General features: G+C 72.8%; 13 protein-coding genes. 7 read left to right on the top strand and 6 right to left on the bottom strand.

What is annotated here, in order from left to right; all coding sequences use genetic code 11:
• The first annotated feature begins 181 nt into the window (after nt 1–181).
• Nucleotides 182–889, top strand: a complete 708-nt coding sequence (locus tag IH00_RS43240) for a hypothetical protein (RefSeq protein WP_031069674.1) — start codon at nt 182–184, stop codon at nt 887–889.
• On the opposite strand, the gene IH00_RS0104195 is transcribed toward IH00_RS43240, so the two are convergent.
• Nucleotides 804–1,580 carry a hypothetical protein gene (locus IH00_RS0104195; RefSeq protein ID WP_052411163.1) on the bottom strand — a complete coding sequence of 259 codons (777 nt, stop codon included), beginning with the start codon at nt 1,578–1,580 and terminating at the stop codon, nt 804–806. The genes IH00_RS43240 and IH00_RS0104195 overlap by 86 nt on opposite strands.
• A 37-nt stretch (nt 1,581–1,617) precedes the next feature.
• Between IH00_RS0104195 and IH00_RS0104190 the strand changes: the two genes are divergently transcribed.
• Nucleotides 1,618–2,424 carry an adenosylcobinamide-GDP ribazoletransferase gene (locus tag IH00_RS0104190; protein ID WP_199819697.1) on the top strand — a complete coding sequence of 269 codons (807 nt, stop codon included), beginning with the start codon at nt 1,618–1,620 and terminating at the stop codon, nt 2,422–2,424.
• A gap of 55 nt (nt 2,425–2,479) precedes the next feature.
• Here IH00_RS0104190 and IH00_RS0104185 read toward each other — a convergent pair whose 3' ends face one another.
• Genes IH00_RS0104185 through IH00_RS0104165 form a run of 5 tightly spaced genes read right to left on the bottom strand, consistent with a single transcriptional unit; the run spans nt 2,480 to nt 8,976 of the window.
• The gene (locus tag IH00_RS0104185; RefSeq protein WP_031069666.1) at nt 2,480–3,265 is read right to left on the bottom strand and encodes an endo alpha-1,4 polygalactosaminidase; all 786 of its coding nucleotides are present in this window, start codon (nt 3,263–3,265) and stop codon (nt 2,480–2,482) included.
• A complete protein-coding gene (locus IH00_RS0104180) occupies nt 3,262–3,870 on the bottom strand; it encodes a spherulation-specific family 4 protein (protein ID WP_031069664.1) in 609 nt (202 codons plus the stop codon). The genes IH00_RS0104185 and IH00_RS0104180 overlap by 4 nt, the downstream gene beginning before the upstream one ends.
• A gap of 43 nt (nt 3,871–3,913) precedes the next feature.
• Nucleotides 3,914–5,371, bottom strand: coding sequence for a hypothetical protein (locus tag IH00_RS0104175; RefSeq protein ID WP_031069662.1), 1,458 nt, complete (start codon nt 5,369–5,371; stop codon nt 3,914–3,916).
• Nucleotides 5,372–6,910 carry a GT4 family glycosyltransferase PelF gene (gene pelF, locus IH00_RS0104170; protein ID WP_039946205.1) on the bottom strand — a complete coding sequence of 513 codons (1,539 nt, stop codon included), beginning with the start codon at nt 6,908–6,910 and terminating at the stop codon, nt 5,372–5,374.
• Between the two features lie 23 nt (nt 6,911–6,933).
• Complete coding sequence (locus IH00_RS0104165; RefSeq protein ID WP_052411162.1) at nt 6,934–8,976, bottom strand: hypothetical protein; 2,043 nt, start codon at nt 8,974–8,976, stop codon at nt 6,934–6,936.
• 328 nt (nt 8,977–9,304) lie between these two features.
• Between IH00_RS0104165 and IH00_RS0104160 the strand changes: the two genes are divergently transcribed.
• The 5 genes from IH00_RS0104160 (at nt 9,305) to aceE (ending at nt 18,282) form a co-directional block, all read left to right on the top strand.
• A complete protein-coding gene (locus IH00_RS0104160) occupies nt 9,305–10,840 on the top strand; it encodes a leucyl aminopeptidase (protein WP_031069656.1) in 1,536 nt (511 codons plus the stop codon).
• A gap of 243 nt (nt 10,841–11,083) precedes the next feature.
• Nucleotides 11,084–12,472, top strand: coding sequence for a dihydrolipoyl dehydrogenase (gene lpdA, locus IH00_RS0104155; RefSeq protein ID WP_031069654.1), 1,389 nt, complete (start codon nt 11,084–11,086; stop codon nt 12,470–12,472).
• An 86-nt stretch (nt 12,473–12,558) separates the two neighbouring features.
• Entirely contained in the window at nt 12,559–14,334 is a 1,776-nt protein-coding gene (sucB, locus tag IH00_RS0104150) for a 2-oxoglutarate dehydrogenase, E2 component, dihydrolipoamide succinyltransferase (RefSeq protein WP_031069652.1), read from the top strand.
• 158 nt (nt 14,335–14,492) lie between these two features.
• Entirely contained in the window at nt 14,493–15,116 is a 624-nt protein-coding gene (locus IH00_RS0104145; RefSeq protein ID WP_031069650.1) for a GntR family transcriptional regulator, read from the top strand.
• A 475-nt stretch (nt 15,117–15,591) separates the two neighbouring features.
• On the top strand, nt 15,592–18,282 hold the full coding sequence (gene aceE / locus IH00_RS0104140) for a pyruvate dehydrogenase (acetyl-transferring), homodimeric type (protein WP_031069648.1): 2,691 nt from the start codon (nt 15,592–15,594) through the stop codon (nt 18,280–18,282).
• The last annotated feature ends 9 nt before the right edge of the window (nt 18,283–18,291 follow it).

Below are 18,291 nucleotides of genomic sequence, written 5' to 3'. Positions count from 1 at the left end.
GGCCGCCGCGGGAGGCGGACCGGTCGAAAGGATTCCCGCCCGGGAGCGGCACCGAGCCGGGCGGATGGCCGTAGCGCCCCCGCGCGGGGAGATCTGGATCACTCCCCTCCGGGTCAACTTCCCGATGGTCGTCACGGTCTTCGAACGTGCTCGAAGCCATACCGACCGATCGGGAGCCCACATGTCCGTCCGCCGCGAGTGGGGGCCGCTGCTCGCGGCGGTACGCACGGGGCTCGCCGCCCGGGGGTGGCGCGCGATCACCATGACCCTCGGGGCCGTCACTCTCACCGCGCTGTTCCAGCTCGTACAGAACCAGCCCTGGGGTTACCAGCCCGTGCAGGACATCGGGTCGGTGCGGGCGCAGGACCCGCTGTGGCAGGCGCTGCTGCGCACCCCGCTGTCCCTGTTCGTGCCGGCTCTCGACCTGCCCGTCTGGGGCGCCCTGGCACAGATCCTGCTGGTGTTCGGCATCGCCGAGATCTGCCTGGGCCGGCGGCTCACCCTGCTGGTCGCGTACGCCGCGACGCTGGCCGGGACGATGTACGCGCGCCTCGGCATCGCGCTCGGCCCCGACAGCGTGCTCGGACTGCCCGCGTCCGACGCGCGGGTCGTCGACACCGGTCCGTCGGCGGCCGTGGTGGGGCTGGCGGTCGTCGTCTGCTGGCGCCACCGGGCCTGGCTGACCGGCTCCCTGGTGGTCGTGGCGATGGTGGTCGAGGTGCTGGTGAAGAACAACCTCGCGGGCAAGGAGCACCTGGCGGCGATCGCCGCGGTGCTGGTGGCGTGCGCGCTCGGGGAAGCGCTCAGCGCCTCTCGTCGCGGGAGGAGCGCCGCAGTTGCCGGCCGCGGTCGGGAGCGCCGGCGATCAGGTCCTGGAAGCGGTGCCTGACCCGGTTCCAGCGGCGGTCGTGGTGGTAGGCGCGCAGCCCGGCCTTCGCGCGGGCGCGGGGCCGGCGGCCGTAGAAGCGGCGGGCCCACAGGGAGCCCGGGCGGGCCAGCCGCAGGGCGCCGAAGATCGCGACGGGGAGCAGAAACAGGCCGATGACGGCCATGCGGAACTTGCCCTTGAACAGCGCGACCAGCACGAAGACGAAGTTCAGTCCGAAGTTGACGAGCAGGCTGGCGCGGCTCTGCCGCTCCTCCGGGCTGACCTGGTCGACGCCGAGCGGTGAGAACCCGAGCAGGACGAGCAGGAGCAGCGAGGTCGTGAGGACCACGACCTCCACGCTCTGGCGGCCCTGCTCGCTCCAGTAGACGTCGTCGAGGTGGAGGATCAGCGCGAACTCGTCCAGGACGAGGCCCGCGCCCATGCCGAGGAGCACCGCGCAGACGATGGTCGCCGCGCCGTGCCGCCCGACGGCGACCGCGCCGAAACCGCCGATCAGGGTGAGCACCACACCGGGCACCACGTGGTGGATGTGCATCCCGCCGGGGGTGACGTTGCGGAAGGGCCCCTTGCCGGCCCGGATCAGCCGGGTGACCGTCCGGGTGATCAGGAAGGTCAGGACGAAGGAGGACAGGGCGACGAGCAGCGGGAGCTTCCCCGGTTCGATGATGTTGCGGTAAAACCAGTGACCCATCCCACTCGCTCCAGGATCGCGCCTTCTAGCGACTACCCTGCGCGCGGTGACCCTTTCCCGCACCCGTACGACCGTCGACGGCATACGGTTCGCCTTCGGCACCCTCACCGTGCTGCCCGCCCGCGTGACCCGCTGGGACCGCGAGGCGGCCCGCGCCGGAATGCTCTGCGCCCCACTGGCCGGGCTCGTGGTGGGGGTGTGCGCGGCGGCGGCCGGCGGACTGGTGCTGCTGCTGGGCGCCGGACCGCTGCTCGCCGCGGTCGCCTCCGCCGCCGTCCCCGCTGTGCTGACCCGGGGCCTGCACCTCGACGGGCTCGCGGACACGGCGGACGGCCTGGGCAGCGGCAAGCCCGCCGAGGACGCGCTGCGCATCATGAAGCAGTCGGACATCGGGCCGTTCGGGGTCATCACGCTGCTGTTCGTACTGCTCGCCCAGGTCGCCGCGGGCCACGAGCTGTACGCGGAGGGCTGGGCCGTCGGCGCGGCCGGCGCGGTCCTCGCGGGGACGGTGGCCCGGCTCGCGCTCACCCTCGCGTCCCGCGCCTCGGTCCCGGCGGCCCGGCCGGAGGGCCTGGGGGCGGTCGTCGCGGGGACGGTCCCGGCACGGGCGGCCCTCGGCGCGGGCGTGCTGGTGGGAACGGTGTGCGCGGCGGGCGGACTGCTCGGCGCGGGGCCGTACGGCGCCGTCCTGGGCGCGCTGGCGGCGGTGGCGGCGGTCGGGGCGGCGGAGCTGCTGCTGCGGCGCTGTGTGCGGCGCTTCGGCGGGGTGACGGGCGATGTCTTCGGGGCGGTGGCCGAGACGGCCGCGACGGTGGCCCTCGTCGTGCTGACGTTCGGGCGGTGAGGTCGAGGTTCCCGGCCGTCCCCGGCCTACCGGCGGTGCCGGGTCAGGTGCCGGGTCAGCAGGGGTCGCGCCAGACCCCCAGCTCGTACCGCTTCCTCATCGAGCTCATCCGCAGCCGCTCGGCGTCGGGGCAGAAGTCACGCTTGCGCAGCTCGTACTCCACGTGGAAGACCGCCTTGCCGGCCCGGACGAACGGGCTGAGCAGCTCGCACTCGCGGAACTCGGCGCACTGCTCGTTGACGGCGAAGTCGAAGTCGCCGAGGAGTTCGGGGACCTGGTCCAGGTCGTTCTTGAGGCCGACGGCGAGGCCGCGCTCGTGGGCGAGGCGGGCGATCAGCCGGTTGTAGCGGAGCTGGTCGGACGCGGTGAGGGGGAAGCCGGTGTCGTTGGCGTAGCCGTCCATGTTGTCGGGCTCCACGGCGTCGAAGCCCTTGTCCCGGCACATGTCGAGGCGTGCGGCCATCAGCGGCTCCAGGACGTCGGTGCGGCGGATGTCGAGCCAGCGCTCGCCCTCCCAGCCGTTGCCGCGCCCGAGGACCTCCCCGGGGAACCTGCCCGCGTCGGGGCGCCAGTCCTCGTGGGCGCCGGTGGACAGGTAGCAGATCACCTTGCGGCCGCGCCGGTGCAGGTCGGCGACGGTGCCGGCGCTGTGGTCGAAGCCGTCGATGTCGTACACGGGCACGTCGACGGCCGGGTCGAGGCGGCCGCTGAGCTGCCACTGCCACTCCTGGCCCGGCTCGGGCCGCCAGCGGCCCGTGCGGGGGGCGGGCGTGTCGTCGGACGGGCTCGTGCAGCCGGCCAGCAGCAGCGCGGCCACGAGGAGAAGGGCGCGGCGGCTCATGTGCGCTCCAGGGGGTGCGGCAGGGTGCCCCAGGGGTGCGCGCCGCCGCCGGGGACGGCGCAGCGCACGCGGGTGGTGACGCGGGCGTCGGGCGGGGCCGCGTAGACCAGGTGGCAGTAGTGGTCGGCGACGGGCAGGTCGAGCGCGCGGTAGGTGTCCCAGGGCCCCTCGAACGTGACCAGCAGATCGGCAAGCGGGGCGTACCCGGGGTGGGGGTGCGCCCCGTGGTTGAGGACGAGGGTGGCGGCCCCGGCCGCGCGGGCGGCCACGCCCAGGCGGCGGTAGTGCTCGACGAAGTGCGGGTCGGTCGGGACCTGGTCGAGGAACGCGCCGTCGGCGCCGTACCAGTCGCGGTGGCGGACCAGGTCCTTGAGGACGTCGGCGTGCGGGCGGCGGCCGTAGTCGGTGTCGGTGTAGCCGAGGACGCACACCCCGGCCGCGCGCAGCCGGTCGGCGACGGTCACGAAGGCGGGGTCGGGGGCGTCGCCGGCGCCGCTGGCGGGGTTGAGCACCACCCCGTAGAGCAGCGGCGCGGCGGAGATGAGCGCGTCCCATTCGGCGGGCCGGAGGGCGGGGTGCTCGTAGTACGGGACAAGGAGGTCCACGGGCGTTCCTTTTCGTGCGGGTCGTGACGCGTGCGGAGGGTGCTCAGTGACGGTGGCTGGTCGCCCGTCCGAGCAATATCCAGCCCAGTACGGCGAGCACCGCGGCCGCGGCCCCCGCGACGCCCGCGCCGACCAGCTCCGGGTCCCCGGTGCCGGTGGCCAGGGCCACCGACTGGACGCCGGTGGCGGCCGCGCACACCAGGGCCGCGCTGAGCACCGCCCCGAAGGACTGCAGCAGCAGCGCCGCCCACAGCACCGCGCCGATCAGCAGCAGCGACACCAGGCGCACTCCGCCGAGTTCGGGCGCCCCGGGCCACAGCGCGGTCCCGGCGGCGGCCAGGACCAGGAGCACCGTCAGGTACGCGGTGAGGCAGAGCGCCAGGGTGGCGGCCGTGTCGCGGCGGAAGGCGCGGGCGCTGGTGCTGGCCCGCAGCCCGGCGAGGCTCTCGCTGCGGAACCGGTGCAGCAGCCACTCGGCGGGCCCCATGGACAGCGTCAGCGCCACCGCCGAGGGCGCGGCCACCGCGGCGCCCGGCCCGTCGGCGAGGACGTCGCCGGCCGCCGCGTACAGCACAAGCCCGCCGGTGCCGAGCCCGAACAGCCCGTACGGCAGGGACGCGGCGAGTCTCGGCGCGGCGCGCCCGGGTACGCCGGGTGCGGCGGCGGGGAGCAGGACGCGCAGGGTGAGGGCGAGGGACAGGCCGAGGGGGACGAGCAGCAGGGCGGTGCGCACGGCGAGGGGCAGGTCGAACCAGAAGGCGAGCGGGGCGCCCACCGCGAGCGGCAGCAGCGCGTACAGCAGCGCCTTCTCGCGGTGCAGGACCAGCAGGACGGTCGCGGCCGCCAGGTACAGGGCCTGCCCGGCGGCGAAGGCGGCGGCGCGCCACTCCCCCGGGCTCGCCGCGGCGACGGCGGCGACCGCGCCGGTCAGGGCGCCGGCGGGGGCGCCAATGAGCAGGGCACGGGCGGCGGCCCGCCGGTCGCCGAGGCCGAGCCAGGAGTAGGCGCGGTGGGACAGGGCCTGGTTCCAGACCCAGCCGGTGACCGCGCCGGCGAGCAGCGGGACGGTGCCGGCGGGCAGGCCGAGCGCGCCGGGCGGCCCCGCCAGGAAGGGCGCCCCCACGACGTACGCGAGGCCGGGCAGGGCGAAGACCAGGCCGCGCAGCAGGCACCCGGCGAGGCCGGTGTGCCAGCGGTCGGCGGGCGGGCCTTCCGGTTCGGGGAAGCGCCGGTCCACGCGCGCGTAGAGGTCCTCGGCGAGGGCGAAGGAGTCCTCCCGGCCGTAGGTGAGCCGTATGTGGTCGTCCGTCATGCCGTCGGATTCGAGGATGGCGGCTATCTCGTCGGGGTGGACGGCGGCCGCTATCACGTCCTCGAGGCGGTGGGTGAGTTCGTCGATCGGGTCGGCCGCGGCCCATCCGGGGCGCGGGCGGGGCAGGGCGGGCAGCGTGTCGGTGGCGGTGCCGGAGGGGGGCGGGGTGAGCCAGAGGGAGCCGCTCATTCACATCGTCCGATCGAGCTCGCGGATCCTGGGGGTCCCTCCGGCGAAACCGGAGGGGAGGTCGGCGATCCGCAGTTGCAGGGTCCAGTCGTCGCTGTCGAGGGGCTCGGGTTCGGGCAGCCCGGCCAGCTCCAGGTAGATGCGGCGGAAGCCGTCGACGGAGCGGTGCAGGGTGAACCGGTCCACGACCCGCTGCCGGGCCCGCCGGCCCAGCTCGGCGCGCCGCTCGGCGTCGCGCAGCAGCGCGACGACGGCCTCGGCCATCACGGCGGGTTCGCGCGGCGGCACCACGAGGCCCGTGTCCCCGACCGCTTCCCGTACCCCGCCCACGTCGGTGGAGACGGTGGCCCGGCCGCAGGACATGGCTTCGATGAGGGAGAAGGGAAAGCCTTCGCTGATGGAGGAGAGCATGACGAGGGTGCCCGCCGCGTAGGCGCTCGCCACGTCGGATATCCGGCCCTCGTAGGTGATGCCGTCGGTGACGCCCCGCTCGGCGGCGAGCTTCTCCAGCCGGGTGCGGTAATCCTCGTTGCCGGCGGGGACGGGCCCGAAGAGCCGCAGCCGCAGTTCGGGTACTTCGGCGCGGGCGATGGCGTACGCCCGGATCAGCGTCTCCAGGTCCTTGATGGGGTCGATGCGGCCGCACCAGCTGAGGGTGGGCACGGCGGGCTCGGGCCCGGCGAGCGGGAAGGCGTGCGGGTCGACACCGTTGTAGACGGTGCGGATGCGGGCGGCGGGCGCCCCGCCGCGCTCCTCCCAGCGCCGGTTGTACTGGTTGCACGGGGTGATGAGGTCGGCCTGGCGGTAGCCGAGGGTGTTGAGCTCGCGGTAGAAGCCGAGCATCAGGGCCTTGACGGGCCAGCGCTGCGCGGCGGAGCGGTAGCCGAGGTAGCGCTCGCGCAGGTAGATGCCGTGCTCGGTGAGAAGAAACGGTACGCCGTCGAAGCGCTGGGCGGCGAGGGCGGGGAGGGTGGCGAGGCCGCTGGAGACGGCGTGGGCGACGCTGTCGGCGGGGATGCGGGCGGCGAGCGGCCGCAGCGCGTGTTCGAGGAGGTCGGTGGCGGTCAGGGCGTCGTGGACGGTGGGGCGGGCCGCGGCGGTCTGCAGGTGCGGCATGGTCCATATCCACATCAGGGACCGCAGCGCCGGTTCGGAGCGCAGGGCGGCCGACAGTCGTCCGCGGCGGGCGGTCTCGGCGAGGCCGTAGAGGCTCTCGCCGAAGTCGCAGCCGGCGGACGGGTCGAGTATCGACAGCAGGAAGCGCTCGTAGGTGTCGGTGAAGCGGCGCTTCTCCCGGCCGATCAGCGGCCGCCCGCGCCCGGGCGCCGGTCCCCACAGCGGGAAGGCGGTGTGCCGGCGGACGTTGGGCGGCAGCTCCCAGGTGACCGGTTCGCGGCCGCTGCCGGTGAGGGCGAGGATCTCGAAGTCCACCTGGGGCATGCCCCGCACGAGCTGGTCGCACCAGGTGGAGACGCCCCCGTGGACGTGCGGGTAGGTGCCTTCGGTGAGCATGGTGACATGGCGGCCTGTGGTCGGCATCGGTTCCCCCGGAAGTGAGCTGGTCAGGCGGTCGGCAGGGTGAGCGTGATCGCCGACTGGAGGACGTCGGGAGCGGTCCAGGCGGAACGCGCCCCCGCGTACGGGGTGCCGAAGGCGGTGGAGCCGAGCAGTTGCTGCTTGCGGGTCCCCTCGGGCGCGGTGACCGGGGCGGTCACGCCGGCCGGCGCCTTGACGGTGACGGTGCCGCCGATGCGGTACGCGGTGACCCGGCCGGCCGCGAGGGCCTGGTCCCAAGCGGCACGGCGGGTCAGTTCCGTACCGGTGTCGCGCTGGCGGGGGTTGACGAGCGGGGTGTTGTCGGCGAACAGGGCCCGGTAGTCGGCGAGGACCTTGTCGAGGACGGGGTAGAGGAGCCGTTCCTCCGCCAGGTTGGACTGGTGGACGTAGTGCGGGCGGGGATCGTTGGCGACGATGTGCCCGAGGGCGATGCGGGCCTCCTGGGGGACGATGTGGTCGGCGTAGCCCGTGCGCACGTCCAGGGGCTGGTCGAGGCAGGTGGAGGCGGGGTTGGTGGCGCAGACACCGCTGCCGCCGTCCTCCGCGGAGGTGTAGATCCAGTTGTACTCGTCGGTCATCTCCTCGGCCGTGCCGACGTTGTAGTACACGTTCATCGGGTGGCGGGGCACGGTCTTCGCGGCGCCCACGGCCCGTTGCTGCGGCTCGCGGGAGTTGTCGCTCGCGATCCACTTCACGCCGGTGTCGGCGAGGGCTCCGGCGAGGCCGGGGTTGTCGGCGGGCTGCTGCGGCAGGGTCCTGAGGCCGGAGTGCTCGCCGGTGACGAGCTCGGTGCGGTCGACGGCGAGGCCCTTGTTCACGGCCCAGGTGTGGTTGTCGCGGATCTGGGCGGCGATCTCGGCGCGGCTCATCCAGCGGATGTTCCCGGACGCGTCCTTGGCGCAGCTCCACGGGACGGTGGAGGTGTCCTGGACGCAGCCGAGGAAGGGGTGCGTCCAGGTGTGGTTGATCCAGCGGTACTGGGCGCGGTCGGCCACCAGCTGGGCGGCGAGCGGGTCGCTGCCGCCGTTCTCGGCCTTCCACTCCTCGCCGGAGCCGGCGTTGTAGACCATGTCGAGGGTGAAGCCGCTGGCGCGCTGCCACTGGGCGGCGTACTGCGCGTCCGCGGCGGTCATGCGGATGGGCGCGGTGCCTTCGCCGTCGCCGCCGACGCAGTCGAAATCGCCGGGGGTGCAGTTGCGTGCGGTGTCCCAGCGGGCGTCGGGCGCGAAGACGTCGTCGACGTGGACGGAGAACCAGTTGCGGCTCTGCCCCAGGTGCACGCCCTGGGTGAGCCACTCCACCATGCCTCTGGCCAGCGCCCGGAACTGCCGCTGGTGCTGGTTGTAGGCGAAGGTGACGACCAGTTCGCGGCGTCCGTCGTGGGCGTACTCGCCGACGAGGCTGGCCCGGCCGCCGCCGTCGACGGGCACGTCGAGGTAGCTGGTGTAGCCCGTGCGGGGCCGTCCGGCGTAGCCGTAACTCTCGGAGATCTCCGGGTCGTTGTCCTCGAACACGACCGGCCCGTCGAGGTAGCGGAAGGGACCCGTCCGGCCGGCGGCGGTGACGGCGGTGACGGCGCCGTCGAGCACTCCGGAGCGCCCGCCGTCACTCGTGTGGTCGAGCCCGACGCCGGGGTGGGCCCAGGTGTAGGCGTCGATCTGCGGGATCGCGTACGTCCGCTCGTAGGAGGCGAGGGCGGATCGTTCCGCCTCGGTCAGGGCCGCCGGTGCCTCGTCGGGCAGGACCACGCCCTGGTACTTGGCGCGCGGGCGTCCGGTCGCCTCGTCGCGGGCTTCCGACAGGAACGCGGCGTCGATGACGGGCCGTCCGGGGTCGTTCAGGCGGACGGTGCGGTACGGCGTGCCGGAACCTTTCAGTTCGGAGGTGATGGCCCCGACGGCGCCGCCGCCGTCGTCCACGACGAGGACCGTGAGGTCGATGCGTGGCGCAGGCTCGGCGGCGGCGGACGCCGGGACGGTGCCGGCGACCAGCAGTGCGGCGAGCAGTGTGCCGGTGACTCGTCCGGCCCGGAACGCGGGTACGTGCATGTTCTTTCCCCCCTCGCGGGAACCCCCGAAGACGCGTGGGGGCGTCCGGAGGATCTGTGGAGATGATGCAAAGGGCCGGATCGCTGCCCAGCGTGATTCAGCCGAGTGTGACCGAGCTCTCACCCGTATGGACGGCAAACCCCTAAGAGACGCCGCGGATGAGTGAATTGCGGGCGGCCCGAGCGAAACAGGGGCGTGAGCGTAGGCTCGTTCCCGGCGATTCTCCGGCCGAATTACGATGCGACGGGCAGGGTCGGCCCACCCCTCGACCGCAGCCTCGACCGCGCAGGCCGCCTCGGAACTCAAACGGAAGCGAGATTTCACCACCGTGACTGCTCTCACTCTCAGCACCGCCGGCGCGGCGACACTGCGCGCCGACGCTCTCGTCGTCGGCGTCGCCAAGAGCCCGAAGGGCGGCAAGGGGCTCGTCGTCGCGCCGGGCGCCGAGGCCGTCGACAAGGCGTTCGGCGGGAAGCTCGCCACCGTCCTGGAGACCCTGGGTGCCTCCGGCGCCGAGGGAGAGGTGACCAAGGTGCCGGCGCCGTCCGGCCTCAAGTCGCCCGTCGTGCTCGCCGTCGGCCTCGGCCAGGCTCCGGAGAAGGACGACGCGTACGCCGCCGAGACCCTGCGGCGCGCCGCGGGGTCCGCCGCCCGCGCGCTGGCCGGCACCCGCAAGGCCGCGTTCGCCCTGCCGGTCGAGGCCGTCGAGGACGCGGAGGCGATCGCGGAGGGCGCGCTGCTCGGCGCGTACGCCTTCACCGCGTACCGGTCCGCCGCGAACGGCACGGCGGCCAAGGACGCGAAGGGACCGGTCGCCGAGGTGACGCTGCTCGGCGGGAAGCCGCGCGACAAGGCGTACAAGGCGGCGGCGGAGCGCGCGGCCGCGCTGGCCGAGGAGGTCAACCGCGCCCGCGACCTGGTCAACACCCCGCCGAACGACCTCTACCCCGAGTCCTTCGCCGCCATCGCCACCGCGGCCGGCAAGGAGCACGGCCTCAAGGTGCAGGTGCTCGACGAGAAGGCGCTCGTCAAGGGCGGGTACGGCGGCATCCTCGGCGTCGGCCAGGGTTCCGTGCACGGTCCGCGCCTGGTGAAGCTCGCTTACACGCACCCGAAGGCCGAGAAGACCCTGGCCCTGGTCGGCAAGGGCATCACGTACGACTCGGGCGGCATCTCCCTGAAGCCGGCCGGTCACAACGAGACGATGAAGTGCGACATGGCGGGTGCCGCCGCGGTGTTCGCCGCGGTCGTCGCGGCCGCCCGCCTCGGCCTGGAGGTCAACGTCACGGGCTGGCTGGCGCTCGCCGAGAACATGCCGTCCGGCTCGGCCCTCCGCCCGGGTGACGTGCTCCGCATGTACAGCGGCAAGACGGTGGAGGTGCTGAACACCGACGCCGAGGGCCGCCTGGTGCTGGCCGACGCCCTGACCCGCGCTTCGGAGGAGAACCCGGACGCGATCGTCGACGTGGCGACCCTCACCGGCGCCATGGTGCTGGCGCTGGGCAACCGCACCTTCGGGATCATGGCGAACGACGACGCCTTCCGCACCGCGGTCCACGAGACCGCGGAGGAGGTCGGCGAGGCGTCCTGGCCGATGCCGCTCCCGGCGGACCTGCGCAAGGGCATGGACTCGCCCACCGCCGACATCGCCAACATGGGCGAGCGGATGGGCGGCGGCCTGGTGGCCGGCCTGTTCCTGAAGGAGTTCATCGGCGAGGGCATCACCTGGGCGCACCTGGACATCGCGGGCCCGGGCTTCAACGAGAGCGGCCCCTACGGCTACACCCCCAAGGGCGGCACGGGCTCGGCGATCCGCACCCTGGTCCGGCTCGCCGAGCGCACGGCGGCGGGCGACCTGGGCTAGGGAGAGCCCCCGCGAGCCCGAGGCGCGGCGGTCCCGGACGGCGAGTCCGGGGCCGCCGCCCTGCCGTCTCACACCACGGGCCCGGCGTCTCCTGTTCCGGCAACAAGTGCGAAGATGGGTTCTCGGCAGGACAGGGCCCCCACCACAGGGCCGAAATAAAAGCGGCCGAACACCAGCCGACCGGCCGGTCGTCCCCCGAGGAAGGGGACCCGGCGACCGGCGCACATGCATGGAGGACGTGACGTGGCGAACGACGCCAGCACCGTTTTCGACCTAGTGATCCTCGGCGGTGGCAGTGGCGGTTACGCCGCGGCCCTGCGGGGTGCGCAGCTGGGCCTGGACGTCGCACTGATCGAGAAGAACAAGCTCGGCGGCACCTGCCTGCACAACGGATGCATCCCCACCAAGGCCCTGCTCCACGCCGGTGAGATCGCCGACCAGGCCCGCGAGGCGGACCAGTTCGGCGTGCTGGCCTCCTTCGAGGGCATCGACATCAAGGCCGTCCACAAGTACAAGGACGACGTGATCGCCGGCCTGTACAAGGGCCTGCAGGGTCTGGTCGCCTCCCGCAAGGTGACCTACATCGAGGGCGAGGGCCGGCTGTCCTCCCCCACCTCGGTCGATGTGAACGGCCGGCGGATCGAGGGCCGCCACGTCCTCCTCGCCACCGGTTCCGTACCGAAGTCGCTGCCGGGTCTGGAGATCGACGGCAACCGCATCATCTCCTCGGACCACGCGCTGACCCTGGACCGCGTCCCGCAGTCCGCGATCATCCTGGGCGGCGGCGTCATCGGCGTCGAGTTCGCCTCGGCGTGGAAGTCCTTCGGCACCGACGTGACCATCATCGAGGGCCTGAAGCACCTCGTCCCGGTCGAGGACGAGAACAGCTCGAAGCTTCTTGAGCGCGCCTTCCGCAAGCGCGGCATCAAGTTCAACCTCGGCACCTTCTTCCAGAGCGCCGAGTACACCGAGGACGGCGTCAAGGTCACCCTCGCGGACGGCAAGACCTTCGAGGCCGAGGTACTGCTCGTCGCCATCGGCCGCGGCCCGGTCTCGGCCGGCCTCGGGTACGAGGAGCAGGGCGTCGCGATGGAACGGGGCTACGTCCTGGTCGACGAGTACATGCGCACGAACGTGCCGACGATCTCGGCGGTCGGCGACCTCGTCCCGACCCTCCAGCTCGCGCACGTCGGCTTCGCCGAGGGCATCCTGGTGGCGGAGCGTCTGGCCGGTCTCAAGCCCGTCCCGATCGACTACGACGGCGTGCCGCGGGTGACGTACTGCCACCCCGAGGTCGCCTCCGTGGGCATCACCGAGGCCAAGGCCAAGGAGATCTACGGCGCGGACAAGGTCGTCGCTCTGAAGTACAACCTCGCGGGCAACGGCAAGAGCAAGATCCTCAAGACCGCGGGCGAGATCAAGCTCGTCCAGGTCAAGGACGGTGCCGTGGTCGGCGTCCACATGGTCGGTGACCGCATGGGCGAGCAGGTCGGCGAAGCGCAGCTGATCTACAACTGGGAGGCGCTGCCGGCCGAGGTCGCCCAGCTCATCCACGCCCACCCGACGCAGAACGAGGCGCTCGGCGAGGCGCACCTGGCGCTGGCGGGCAAGCCCCTCCACTCCCACGACTGACGCGCTCCCCGGGGTCCGGTGGCCCCGGGAGGCCCGGTCCGGGCGCGACGACCACTTACCGCAATTCGTTAGGAGCAACTGAAACCATGTCGGTTTCCGTAACCCTGCCGGCGCTCGGCGAGAGCGTCACCGAGGGCACTGTCACCCGCTGGCTGAAGGCCGAGGGCGAGCGCGTCGAGGCCGACGAGCCGCTGCTCGAGGTGTCGACCGACAAGGTCGACACGGAGATCCCGGCCCCGGCTTCCGGTGTGCTGTCCTCCATCAAGGTCGCCGAGGACGAGACCGTCGAGGTCGGTGCCGAGCTGGCCATCATCGACGACGGCACCGGCGCGCCGGCCGAGGCTCCGGCTCCGGCCGCCGCCGAGGCCCCCGCGCCCGCCCCCGAAGCCCCCGCGGCTCCGGCCCCGGCCGCCGAGGCCCCCGCCCCGGCTCCCGCGGCCGAGGCCCCCGCCGCCGCTCCGGCCGGCAGCGCCGAGGGCACCGACGTCGTCCTGCCCGCGCTGGGCGAGTCGGTCACCGAGGGCACCGTGACGCGCTGGCTGAAGCAGGTCGGCGAGTCCGTCGAGGCCGACGAGCCGCTGCTCGAGGTCTCCACGGACAAGGTCGACACCGAGATCCCCGCCCCGGCCGCCGGTGTGCTGCTGGAGATCGTGGTGGGCGAGGACGAGACCGCCGAGGTCGGCGCCAAGCTGGCCGTCATCGGCGCCCCGGGTGCGGCTCCGGCCGCCGCCGAGGCCCCCGCCGCTCCGGCTCCGGCAGCCGAGGCCCCGGCTCCGGCTGCTCCGGCGGCCGCTCCGGCCCCCGCCCCGGCTGCTCCGGCTCCGGCCGCTCCCGCCCCGGCTCCGGCCGCCGCTCCGGCACCTGCCCCGGCTCCGGCCGCTCCGGCTCCGGCTGCCGCCCCCGCCGCTCCCGCGCAGCCGGCGGACGAGGGCGCCTACGTGACCCCGCTCGTCCGCAAGCTGGCCGCCGAGAACGGCGTCGACCTGTCGGCCGTCAAGGGCACCGGTGTCGGCGGCCGCATCCGCAAGCAGGACGTCCTGGCCGCCGCCGAGGCCGCCAAGGCCGCCGCCGCGCCGGCCCCCGCCGCGGCCGCTCCGTCCGCCGCCGCCCCGAAGGCGCCGGCGCTCGAGGCGTCCCCGCTGCGCGGCCAGACGGTCAAGATGACCCGCATGCGCAAGGTCATCGGCGACAACATGCTGAAGGCGCTGCACACGCAGGCCCAGCTGACCTCGGTCGTCGAGGTCGACATCACCAAGCTGATGAAGCTGCGGGGCCGCGCGAAGGACGCGTTCGCCGCCCGCGAGGGCGTCAAGCTCTCCCCGATGCCGTTCTTCGTGAAGGCGGCCGCCCAGGCGCTGAAGGCCCACCCGGTCATCAACGCCCGGATCAACGAGGACGAGGGCACGATCACGTACTTCGACTCGGAGAACATCGGCATCGCCGTGGACTCCGAGAAGGGCCTGATGACCCCGGTCATCAAGAATGCGGGCGACCTGAACATCGCGGGCATCTCCAAGGCCACCGCCGAGCTCGCGGGCAAGGTCCGCGGGAACAAGATCACCCCGGACGAGCTGTCCGGCGCCACCTTCACGATCAGCAACACCGGCTCGCGCGGTGCGCTGTTCGACACGGTCATCGTGCCGCCGAACCAGGTCGCCATCCTGGGCATCGGCGCCACCGTCAAGCGCCCGGTGGTCATCGACCACCCGGACCTCGGCGAGACCATCGCGGTGCGCGACATGACCTACCTGTCGCTCTCCTACGACCACCGTCTGGTGGACGGCGCCGACGCGGCCCGCTACCTGACGGCCGTCAAGGCGATCCTGGAGGCCGGCGAGTTCGAGGTCGACCTCGGCCTGTAGTCACCCCGGTGCGAGCGGCGCCCCCGGTCCGGAGCTCTCCGGCCGGGGGCGCCGTCATAGGTGACCCGGAGTGACGGGTGTCTCGCACGGGGGGCAGCCGTACGGGCTGACCGGGCGGAATAATGGCGGACGACCGCCGCAGCAGCGAAGGAGCCCCCATGACCCCGCCCGTCGTCCACTCGCTGCGCGAGCAGATCCGCGAGCACATCGTGGAGGGCATCGTCAGCGGCCGCTGGAAGCCGGGCGAGCGGATCGTGGAACGGCGGATCGCCACCGAGCTCCAGGTGAGCCAGACACCCGTGCGCGAGGCGCTGCGCGAACTCGAAAGCCTCCGGCTCATCGAGTCGGCGCCCAACAAGGGTGTCCGCGTGCGCAACCTGACCGCGGCCGACCTGGAGGAGAGCTACCCGGTACGGGCCGGACTGGAGCAGATCGCCGCGGAACTCGCCGCCGACCGGCTCGGTGCGGACTGCTCGGCCCTGGAACCCCATGTCGCGGCGCTCTACGAGGCGGACGCGCGCGCCGACGGGACCGCACAGGTGCGGCACACGGTGGCCTTCCACCGGGAGCTGGTGCGCGCCGCCCGCAACGGCGTGCTGCTGCACACCTGGGAGGGCCTCGGCATCGAGGTCTTCACCGCCCTGTCCATCCGCTGGCTCGGCACCGTACAGAAGTCGTACGCCGAGGAGCACGACGAGCTCGTCCAGGCCTTCCGGCGCCGCGACCCCCGGATCGGCGTCCTGGTGAAGCAACACGTCCTCGGCTGCGCCCCGCGGGCTTGATTTCTCGGGGCTCGGTTCGCCTCCGGGGCGCCCGCGCGTGCGTGCCCGTGGCCCCTGCTGTCGGTGATCCTCTGCGCCGACCCCCGGCGCCCACGGCGAGTGAGCCGAAGGGGCGCGGCAGTGTCGAAAGGGAGAGCGCGCGGACGCTGCGAGGAACGAGCAGCCGAGCCGATCGACCGTCGACACCGACTTGGGCGCCCCGGAGGCGAACCGAGCGGCAGAAAAAACCGCGCCGCTCATCGGGTGGGGCGGGCGCTCAAAGTGACGGGTCACCTGCGAAAACAAGGCACCGGGTGCCCGGAAATGTGGCACCGGATGCCGACTTTGGGCTTTGGGTAAAGATTTTTCGCCCAACGCTTTGATCGATCATCGATCACAGTCGTACAGTCGTGCGCGGACTTCAACAGAGGTTCCCTCGCCCTGTCCTGCCAAGACCAAGGGCTCCACACCCCTTCGACTCCGGAAGGCGGCGATCATGACCGACCCCACCCGCATCCAGCCGAGCGAGCTCGACCAGCTGCCGGACCGCGACCCCGAGGAGACCGCCGAGTGGCAGGCGTCCCTCGACGCCGTCGCCCGGGCCGCCGGGCCGCACCGCGCCGCGTACCTGATGCGTCGCACCCTGGAGCGCGCCGAGGGCGCCGGTCTCGCGCTGCCGAAGCTGCTCGAAACCGACTACGTCAACACCATCCCGACCGGCGCCGAAGCCGCGTACGGCTTCGACGGCGACGAGGAGCTGGAAGCCCGCATCACGGCCTGGAACCGCTGGAACGCGGCCGCCATGGTGAGCCGGGGCTCCAAGTACGGCGTCGGCGGCCACATCGCCACCTTCGCCTCCGCCGCCTGGCTCTACGAGACGGGCTTCAACCACTTCTTCCGCGGCAAGGAGCAGGACGGCTCCGGCGACCAGCTCTACATCCAGGGCCACGCGTCGCCCGGCATCTACGCCCGCGCTTTCCTCGACGGCCGCCTCACCGAGCAGCACCTGGACAACTTCCGCCAGGAGAGCGGCGGCAACGGCCTGCCGTCGTACCCGCACCCGCGCCGCCTGCCGTGGCTGTGGGAGTTCCCGACCGTGTCGATGGGGCTGGGCCCGCTCTCCGCGATCTACCAGGCGCGCTTCAACCACTACCTGACCAACCGCGGCATCAAGGACGTCTCCGGATCGCACGTGTGGGCGTTCCTCGGCGACGGCGAGATGGACGAGCCCGAGTCGACGGCGGCCCTCGCGCTCGCCGCCCGGGAGGGTCTGGACAACCTCACCTTCGTCATCAACTGCAACCTGCAGCGCCTCGACGGCCCGGTGCGCGCGAACTTCAAGATCGTGCAGGAGCTGGAGGCCCAGTTCCGCGGCGCCGGCTGGAACGTCGTGAAGTCGCTGTGGGGCACCGCCTGGGACGAGCTGTTCCAGCTCGACACCACGGGCGCGCTCGTACGCCGGCTGCGCGAGGTACCGGACGCGCAGATCCAGACGTACCAGACGCGCGACGCGGCCTACATCCGCGAGGACTTCTTCGGCAAGGACCCGGCGCTCGTCGAGATGGCCGGGCTGCTGTCCGACGACAAGATCGTCGAGTGCTTCCACCACTCCCGCGGCGGTCACGAGTCGCGCAAGGTGTACGCCGCGTACAAGGCGGCCCTGGCGCACAAGGGCGCGCCGACCGTGATCCTCGCCCAGACCGTCAAGGGCTTCACCCTCGGCAAGGGCTTCGAGTCCAAGAACGCCAACCACCAGATGAAGAAGCTCTCGGTGGAGGAGTTCAAGGACATGCGGGACCTGCTGGGCCTGCCGATCCCGGACTCCGCCTTCGCCGACGGCCAGGTGCCCTACGGCCACCCCGGCGCCGACTCCCCCGAGGTCCGCTACCTCCAGGAGCGCCGCGCGGCCCTCGGCGGCCCGGCCCCGGCCCGCCGCGTCCAGCCCGTGGCGCCGCTGCCGGCCCCGGCCGAGAAGGCGTTCACCGCGTTCGACAAGGGCTCCGGCAGCCAGTCGGTCGCCACGACCATGGCGTTCGTACGGCTGATGAAGGACCTCATCCGCGACAAGGAGACCGGCAAGCGCTGGGTCCCGATCGTCCCGGACGAGGCCCGTACCTTCGGCATGGAGTCGCTGTTCCCGTCGCTCGGCATCTACTCGCCGAAGGGCCAGACGTACGAGCCGGTCGACCGCGACCAGCTGATGTACTACCGCGAGGCCAGGAACGGCCAGATCCTCAACGAGGGCATCACCGAGGCCGGCTCGATGGCCGACTTCATCGCCGCGTCGACCGCGTACTCCACGCACGGCGAGCCGATGATCCCCTTCTACATCTTCTACTCGATGTTCGGCTGGCAGCGGACGGCCGACCAGATGTGGCAGCTCGGCGACCAGCTCGGCCGCGGCTTCCTCATCGGTGCCACGGCCGGCCGCACCACCCTGACCGGTGAGGGCCTCCAGCACGCCGACGGCCACTCCCCCGTCATCGCGGCGACGAACCCGGCGGCCCTGACGTACGACCCGGCGTTCGCGTACGAGGTCGCGGTGATCGTCAAGGAGGGTCTGCGCCGGATGTACGGCGAGACCGCGCCGGGCGAGGACCAGAACGTCTTCTACTACCTGACCGTCTACAACGAGCCGATGCCGCAGCCCGCCAAGCCGGAGGGCGTGGACGAGGGCATCATCAAGGGCCTGTACCGCTTCAAGGAGGGCACGCCGGTCACGGCCGACGCGCCGCGCATCCAGCTGCTGTCGTCGGGTACGGCGATCCACTGGGCCCTGGAGGCCCAGGAGCTGCTGGCCGCGGAGTGGGGCGTCACCGCCGACGTGTGGTCCGCGACCTCGTGGTCGGAGCTGCGGCGCGACGCGCTGGAGGCCGACGCGGCGCTGCTGCGCGGCGAGGAGCGGGTGCCGTACGTCCGCGAGGCGCTGGCCGACGCCCAGGGCCCGGTGCTGGCGGTCAGCGACTACATGCGCCAGGTCCCGGACCAGATCGCGCAGTGGATCGAGCAGGACTACAGCTCGCTCGGCGCGGACGGCTTCGGCCTGTCGGACACCCGTGAGGCGGCACGCCGCCACTTCGGCGTGGACGCCCCGTCGATCGTGGTCGCCGCCCTGGCGCAGCTCGCCAAGCGCGGTGAGGTCGCGGCGTCGCTGGTGAAGGACGCTCGCGAGCGCTACGGCCTGTAGAGCCGCCTC

This window comes from Streptomyces sp. NRRL S-118, assembly GCF_000716335.1.
In the GTDB taxonomy this organism is placed as follows: Bacteria; Actinomycetota; Actinomycetes; order Streptomycetales; family Streptomycetaceae; genus Streptomyces.
The sequence above is the reverse complement of the archived record's forward strand: the minus strand, read 5'-3'. Positions and strand labels throughout refer to the sequence as shown.

What these genes read in the sequence shown, in the direction of transcription:
- IH00_RS43240 (WP_031069674.1), top strand. Translation starts at nt 182, where the DNA reads ATGTCCGTCCGCCGCGAGTGGGGGCCGCTGCTCGCGGCGGTACGCACG.
- IH00_RS0104195 (WP_052411163.1), bottom strand. Translation starts at nt 1,580, where the DNA reads ATGGGTCACTGGTTTTACCGCAACATCATCGAACCGGGGAAGCTCCCG.
- IH00_RS0104185 (WP_031069666.1), bottom strand. Translation starts at nt 3,265, where the DNA reads ATGAGCCGCCGCGCCCTTCTCCTCGTGGCCGCGCTGCTGCTGGCCGGC.
- IH00_RS0104175 (WP_031069662.1), bottom strand. Translation starts at nt 5,371, where the DNA reads ATGAGCGGCTCCCTCTGGCTCACCCCGCCCCCCTCCGGCACCGCCACC.
- pelF (WP_039946205.1), bottom strand. Translation starts at nt 6,910, where the DNA reads ATGCCGACCACAGGCCGCCATGTCACCATGCTCACCGAAGGCACCTAC.
- IH00_RS0104165 (WP_052411162.1), bottom strand. Translation starts at nt 8,976, where the DNA reads ATGCACGTACCCGCGTTCCGGGCCGGACGAGTCACCGGCACACTGCTC.
- sucB (WP_031069652.1), top strand. Translation starts at nt 12,559, where the DNA reads ATGTCGGTTTCCGTAACCCTGCCGGCGCTCGGCGAGAGCGTCACCGAG.
- IH00_RS0104145 (WP_031069650.1), top strand. Translation starts at nt 14,493, where the DNA reads ATGACCCCGCCCGTCGTCCACTCGCTGCGCGAGCAGATCCGCGAGCAC.
- aceE (WP_031069648.1), top strand. Translation starts at nt 15,592, where the DNA reads ATGACCGACCCCACCCGCATCCAGCCGAGCGAGCTCGACCAGCTGCCG.